This is a genomic window from Caballeronia calidae (assembly GCF_900044055.2).
GTDB lineage: Bacteria > Pseudomonadota > Gammaproteobacteria > Burkholderiales > Burkholderiaceae > Caballeronia > Caballeronia calidae.
In genome coordinates, this window is sequence record NZ_FCOX02000163.1 from 1 (window position 1) to 5,866 (window position 5,866).

General features: G+C 56.4%; 4 protein-coding genes and 1 pseudogene. 2 read left to right on the forward strand and 3 right to left on the reverse strand.

Annotation, left to right across the window (positions count from 1 at the left end; genetic code table 11):
* Positions 1-132: 132 nt before the first annotated feature.
* The 3 genes and pseudogenes from AWB78_RS48025 to AWB78_RS44725 all read right to left on the reverse strand — a co-directional run.
* Positions 133-549: pseudogene (locus tag AWB78_RS48025) on the reverse strand (IS1634 family transposase N-terminal domain-related protein); the annotation flags it as partial.
* 125 nt (positions 550-674) lie between these two features.
* On the reverse strand, positions 675-767 hold the full coding sequence (locus AWB78_RS49045) for a hypothetical protein (protein ID WP_374729527.1): 93 nt from the start codon (positions 765-767) through the stop codon (positions 675-677).
* Positions 751-996: a transposase family protein gene (locus AWB78_RS44725; RefSeq protein ID WP_074173706.1), complete on the reverse strand. Its 246-nt coding sequence runs from the start codon at positions 994-996 to the stop codon at positions 751-753. Before AWB78_RS44725 ends, AWB78_RS49045 begins: the two co-directional genes overlap by 17 nt.
* Before the next feature lie 895 nt (positions 997-1,891).
* Between AWB78_RS44725 and AWB78_RS41210 the strand changes: the two genes are divergently transcribed.
* On the forward strand, positions 1,892-3,106 hold the full coding sequence (locus tag AWB78_RS41210) for a hypothetical protein (protein ID WP_062612893.1): 1,215 nt from the start codon (positions 1,892-1,894) through the stop codon (positions 3,104-3,106).
* Positions 3,107-3,812: 706 nt separating this feature from the next.
* On the forward strand, positions 3,813-5,866 hold a 2,054-nt coding region (locus AWB78_RS41215), incomplete at its 3' end, for a hypothetical protein (protein ID WP_157697855.1).

Below are 5,866 nucleotides of genomic sequence, written 5' to 3' on the forward strand. Positions count from 1 at the left end.
AGGGCCACGGCGATGCCTCATCGAGTGCGGCCCATTCGAACGCAATACCATGCCGGGTCTCGATCCGGCCATGGTCCTTGCCGATTTCGCGGTGTTCGCTCACGCGCTCGTGACGGCGTCGGCCGCGCCATCAGGCACCCGAGTGCCTTCGAGCCAACGCGCGATACCCAACTTCGATTCGGGATCGCACAGCCGGTTAAACACCATCACGCGCAGCAGGCGCTCTGCGTCGAATTGGCGATGTGGGCGCAAGATGCGCCGCAATGCATCGTCCAGGCCGAGTTCCTTCCACAACGCGGTGAGCATCCATGTGTCGCCCACGGTAAGCGCCGGGGCAAACGACACCTCGCCGGTGCCCTGATCGAGGGTGGGCTTGCCGGCCGCACGCAGCAACCCACTGATGAGCGCGTTGCTCTCGCCGGCCAGAACCGCTTCGAGGCGCCCGAGCGTGGCGATTACGCGCTGACGTGAGACGCCGCGCTCATCACGAAACGATTCCACCAGCTTCACGTACTGGCGTTTGTCGGAGGTGGTGATCTTCACGAACATGTCGCCACTTTAGGCGACGCCAGGCATGGAGACAAGGTCATCCATAAAATTTCGTGTCACTACAGCACATCGCGATCGCCGGATGTCAAGTGCTTGATCTATAAGACGCTTCAGGCCGTAATCGCTCAAATTGTGGCTCGAAATGTCGAACTCGGGAGGCCACTCATCCAGCGGACAAAGCATGCTTCGAACTGCTTCGAATCAAGCGCGGCGAACACCCGGCCGAAGGTATCGTGCGATGGGATGCCGTTGAGTAGCGGGGTGTGGCGGCGAGAGCCAGTCAAGCTTCTCTTCGCCCCGAACCTGAACAGCAACCCAGTTGTGTGCTCCGCACAGGATCGCGCACAACGCGCTCGCCAGAATTTCGCTCAGGCCATGCACAGGACTGTGCCTGCACGGATCGTCCAGACTAGCAAACGCCTCTTCAATGCTAAGCACGCCCTGCATCGTTCACCCGCAGAAAATCCGCAGTAAACGATCTTCACTCGTTGCTTACAATCTCCTGTGATTTTTAATCATTAACGCTCATTCGCGCAATTGCCCCTATCTGATTCATCGCGTGTTCATAACACATCACCACAAAAAAACGCAAAACAGCCTGATGTGCAGGGAGGACATACGGTCTTCGCACAAGATATGCGCTTTTGAGCAAACGCGATCAGGCCGCATCGATTACACTGCAAGTCGGGCCGGCCAGGCATAGGCATGACGGCCTGAAACACGCTTCAGAGGCCGCCGTGACACAGGTCGAAACCCGATTGGACAAGGCGTTGGATAAAAGCCCCCGTACGCTGTTTCGGCGCGCTTAGGGGTGACGGCGCCTTCGCAACTCACGGCGCTCTCGCGATAAACGCAGCGTGTCGGCGCGCAGCGGATTCGCGTAAAGCAGGCGACGCAAGTGCAAGAGGAGAAGCTTGGTCGAGGCATGCTTGCGTCAATGCAGGAGTGTCTGTCTGGCGTCGTGGTTGAGCGTCGCGACCCGCAAAGTGCGCGCGACCGATGCATCGCGCATACTGGTCGCGGGGGCCGAGTTGTTCGAGCACGGCGCACGTGCCATGCCGAGAGCTCGTGTTGTTTTTGAGTCAAGGCGCTGTAAGCGCCGCTAATCTGAAATTTCAGGCTGAGCCGGCGCTGCAGATCAGCTCCGCTTGAGTCGTATCGAGTCGGCATGATGAAAATAAACCACAGTAGTAGTTGCCCGAGGACCTGTCTGAGCTCACACGCTCCCACGTCATCGACGTCGTCGCAAAAGCACCGCAAGTCGAGTCTAAACAGTACGCCATTAGGTCCGCTGCGTATTTCTCGTGAACCCTGGGGCGCGAAGGCAAAACGGCAGGCGTTCGTGAACAGCGTGGCGCGCTTGAGTGAAAGCGCGGGAAGGGTTGCTCAGCTTCAGAAACAGAGGACCCAAACAGCTTTGCAAGCACAAGTTGCTCAACAACGTGCTGAGCTGAGTGAGGTTTTGCGCAGCGGAGATGCGAGTCGGATATCGGGTTTAGATAAGCGTTTTGGCAAGTTATCGAAAGTAAGAAAAGATCACATCATTTCAAAGCTCCTCAAAGGCTCCGGCGAAGAAGCGTTTATCCTAAAAGGCAATGCGGCGGCCATCAGAGCCTACGGCAACTTCATCTCGAACCACGTCAATTTAGAGAAGATTGATAACGATGCGGCTCCCGTTCGCCTGCTTGGCACTAACCTGTTTGAGAAGAACTGGCGTGCCGATGAATTTGCCGCCTACATGGACGTTGTGGGCGTCGTTTGCGATAAAACGCCAACCATAGCCCGGTCCCGCCTGCTTGAGAGTGTGCTGAGAGGGAGACGGGCCGCAGCGAGCGACGGTCCGCTCTCTTGGAAATTTGCCGGCTGCAACGGTGACGTTGAAATGCTCGAGCGGTATGCGTCTTTCTTCAAGCGATTTGGACAACACCTGGATCCACAAAGCGCCACCTTATTGCTTAAGGAAAGCAATATGATGCTGACTTCGTGGAAGGGAAGCATGGGTGCATCTGCAGAGGCCGTTTCGGCCTATGGGAAAGCGATTTCAAGCTACCATCAAGCGTGCGGAATGCCCGTGGCCGCGGCCTCACTGGAGAATCGCGCGTGGCTCGAGCCGCTCTTAAAGAAAACGTGCCGGCATCTTCTGAGCTCACTCAAAAGGTGGCAGGCGCAGGAGATTAGGCAGCATAGTAAGCTGCTTGTTCAGCAGGCGAAAAAGGGACAAGCGGTATGGGGGCAGCGGATCGATGACGCGCTGCTGCCTAATAGCGATATTTTGCGCGATGCGTTTAGGCAGGCGTCCACAATAAAGGATTATAAAGTACTCGGGGCATACATCGCTCTCCTTGATCAGATGGCACCATATCTTCCCCTCGACGCGAAGAAGGGTTTGCTCACAAAGCTTCGTGAGGCGCAAGGGACGGTATTTTGCGGGCTTGTCTTAAAGAACAGTCAGGCCTATGAGCAATTCAAAATCAATGACGCGGCGTTGTTTGGTCAATTCAAAAAATTGAAAGAGACATTGAAATCCCAATACGTTCCGACCACGGAAGCTGAATAGGGAAATCTTAGGAAACCTATCGTCCTATTTCTAAATGTGACATTTAGTGATTTGCAGCCGTTTTGCGCAACGGGCTTCGGCAAAGTGATTGCAGCGGCGCTTGCCAGGTCGTTTAATTGAGGCAAGTAGGTGCGGATATAGAAATCGTATCGCCCCTTGGCTTGGCTTGGCTCGACGAGTGGATCCGACTGCGAGGGAAAGACAGCCGGTCTGTGCTTCGCGGCAGACGTGGGATCGGAGTCGCCATGACGAGGCAAGGGCTTTAGAGGGCGTCTGGCAGTCCGGTCTCGCGCTGAGCGCGATCTGGTCGACAGTCAATTTATAACAACTCAAAGCCCGGCGTTGTAATCGCGTTGCACCCAACGCGAGAAGATCATCCTCAGCGCCGGCGCGCACGGCGCGGCGTTGCGTGGTAGAGCGTCGATAGCACGAGTCCGGTGCCGTCGCCCTTCACCTCTCTGCGACGCTTGCTTGCATGCTTTCGGCAGCGTCAGCCAATTCGTCCGATAGGGACTTCTTAGCGCGCCTATCTAGCTTGTGTGCCAAAGAGAGAGCCTTGCATCCGCGCTCACCTCAGGTTTTCCTGAATTCCCATCTATCCTGGCTCTTCGGTATCCTGCTCAAGAAACCCGGGCTGCAATCGTTCCAGTGCACCGACTCGCAACCCAACGCTCCCTCCTTACTGCACACTGCACGGGGAAATGTCATGAAATTTCCGCTTTTCGGTGTTTCGCCAGTGTTGCTGCTGGATACGGGGAATCTCTCCCACAGTGGCCATCAGAATAACGCGAATGTGGGGCCGCCGCGCCGCAATCAGCACTTCAAGGATCTTGGAGACTTACGCCTAAACACAGACGGTGTCAAAAGCGATGACACGGTAAAGAAGATCAAGCTTAGCTTATCTGCTCCGTCTCAAAGTAGCCCGGCGCAGAACGCTAAACGCAAGGCGCGGGACGTCCTCAACGGTCTGCTGCCTTGTGATGACCACGGCAGGATAGCGCCCGGGACGTTAGTGCCTGGCTCATTGACCTATTCACTTTGGGCGTGTGCGGTCCTCGTGACAAATTTCACTTCGACCAATCTGGATCCGCTCGATCCGAGCTCGCACGCCCCGGATCAAGCAGGGGTTTCAGCCGGTTGTGTACCGGTCCTGCCCAGGGCGCTGGATTCCTGGCTGACAAATGATGGGCGGCGGGAGGCAAATTCGAAAATCGCGAATGAGCTCCTGAACTGGCGGAATTATATTGCATGCGAGGTGAATGTCTCCACACTGAAGAGCGCGCTGAACGCACCGGAACTACCCGTCGAGTGCCAAGAGCGCAAAGACTTGTCCGCCGCACTCGCAACACAGCAAAAGGAACTATCCAAGCTTCAGGACAAGTTTTCCCGCTCGACCGGAATTAACTCCATCGCTAACCAAAAGCTTACGGGGTGGATCCGCGACGTCATTGGCAACTCGTTGAGCAGCGCCAACTTTATCCCCTCTGCCGTGCTGAGCCAGGCGAGAATCAACGGCAACTACTCGACGGCGAACCTGATGAACGCGGCCCCGGGGCTCGAGATTTTAGGGCAGATTGTGGCCGGGACGGGCCTGAGCCTTTCCGTGCTTTCAGGCATCACCAACGCCTTGCAAGGCATCGGGGAGATCCGGGACCAGTACACAAGGCTTGATCAGCTAACGGAATGGAAAAATCGGGAAAAGCAGGCACTGTTCTCGTTGATCTCGCGTTGCTCCGACTCCGACGGGGTAGCTCAAGCGAGTGTGCCGGTCGCGCGGGAGGTCGCCGCGCTGCGTGAACAGTACCGGCAGTTTGGCAGCCGCGATCGCAAGCTCTTGCATGAGGCCGGCACTAGTCGTGTGCTGCAGGCCCTGTGCACCAACGGCACGTCCATGGCGGCCGGTGGGATTCAGCTGGGAGCAGCAATCGCGGGCGCCTCCGCAGCGCTGGCGCCTGTGACCATGGGATTAACTATCGCGTCCGCTATTCTATCGGCCGTCTACTTGGCGGCGGTCACTTGGAGAATAGAGCGGCAAAAGCGAGCGCGAAAGGAGTTCACCAAGTGGCAGGGAAAGCTTAAGGCCAACATTTGCGATATCGACGGCCAGCCGGGTGAACTCTACACACGTATAAAGACGCAGATCAAGGTGTCAAAGCCGTTTCGGCAGTACTTGCAAGCCATCGGTGTGCCATCCGAACTAGTCGAGGAGATCCAGAAGGCTCCCGAACAGCGCGAGGGCGAGCTAGCGAACCGACTGATCGCGGCGTTGCTTCGTGAACCCCGTTCTGACGCAGATGACAAGGCCGTCATTCGTAACACCTGGGAGGATGCTGACGCGTCGACGCGTTGGCATATCTATGCGTTTTGGAAAGCAAAGGGGTGGCCCCTTGCTGAAATACGGATGAAAACCGATTCGTCAGGATCAGACAAACCGTGGATTCGCAAATTGGCCAAGGGAGCCGATGCTGCGGATATCTGGAAGGCAAACATTGACGCGAAAGAATTTGCCACATGGTGGTCGTATAAGGACCCCAAGAAGAAAGAGGACCCCCAGAAGAAAGAGGACTCCGAGAAGGAAGAGGAGGACTTCAGGACGTTCGCCGTAAGATCCGTGCAAACCAGCGCCAAAACTCTCTTTGCGATGGTTCCCAGTCTGGAAACAGATCTGTTGCCCGTTAGTCCCTCGTCCGACCAGGTATTTAAGGCGATAGGCCAATTGAAGCAACTGTGGGAAAAGTATGGCGCGATACGAGCCAAGGT